We start from the raw sequence: 734 nt of genomic DNA on the forward strand, positions 1-734 counted from the left end.
TGAACAGCGAATAACGAATGCGATACTAGCTCAGTTGGTAGAGCGCAACCTTGCCAAGGTTGAGGTCATCGGTTCGAACCCGATGTATCGCTCCACTTTCTTTTCGAAGAGAGAGGGAAGAATCATCAACTTAATTGATGCATCCGGACGCGGGATGGAGCAGTTTGGTAGCTCGTCGGGCTCATAACCCGAAGGTCGTCGGTTCAAATCCGGCTCCCGCAACCACATTACAGTTAAACGTTAATTTGCTGCTTCTTAGCAGACAAGATGAACGGTTAGCTTATGCGATACTAGCTCAGTTGGTAGAGCGCAACCTTGCCAAGGTTGAGGTCATCGGTTCGAACCCGATGTATCGCTCCAAATTCTCTCTTTTTAGAGAACAGAGTCATTAACTTAAATAATGCATTCGGACGCGGGATGGAGCAGTTTGGTAGCTCGTCGGGCTCATAACCCGAAGGTCGTCGGTTCAAATCCGGCTCCCGCAACCACATTACAGTTAAGCGCTATCTGTTGCCCAAGGCAGTAAGAGCAGCGACTAACTAATGCGATACTAGCTCAGTTGGTAGAGCGCAACCTTGCCAAGGTTGAGGTCATCGGTTCGAACCCGATGTATCGCTCCAAATTCTATTCTTAGAGCTTTGCTCAGAATGAAAATGGTTTAGTCTCATTGTCTTAAACAATGCATTCGGACGCGGGATGGAGCAGTTTGGTAGCTCGTCGGGCTCATAACCCGA

General features: G+C 48.5%; 5 tRNA genes. All 5 read left to right on the top strand.

The window, feature by feature from the left end:
• Positions 1-19: 19 nt before the first annotated feature.
• Positions 20-95 (top strand) — tRNA-Gly (locus A136_RS14170).
• A 53-nt stretch (positions 96-148) separates the two neighbouring features.
• Positions 149-225, top strand: a tRNA-Met gene (locus A136_RS14175).
• A gap of 59 nt (positions 226-284) precedes the next feature.
• Positions 285-360: transfer RNA gene (locus A136_RS14180), tRNA-Gly, on the top strand.
• A 51-nt stretch (positions 361-411) separates the two neighbouring features.
• Positions 412-488 (top strand) — tRNA-Met (locus tag A136_RS14185).
• Between the two features lie 56 nt (positions 489-544).
• A tRNA-Gly gene (locus A136_RS14190) sits at positions 545-620 on the top strand.
• Positions 621-734: the final 114 nt, after the last annotated feature.

The sequence above is a fragment of the Vibrio crassostreae 9ZC13 genome, from assembly GCF_000272045.2.
GTDB classification, from domain to species: Bacteria; Pseudomonadota; Gammaproteobacteria; order Enterobacterales; family Vibrionaceae; genus Vibrio; species Vibrio crassostreae_C.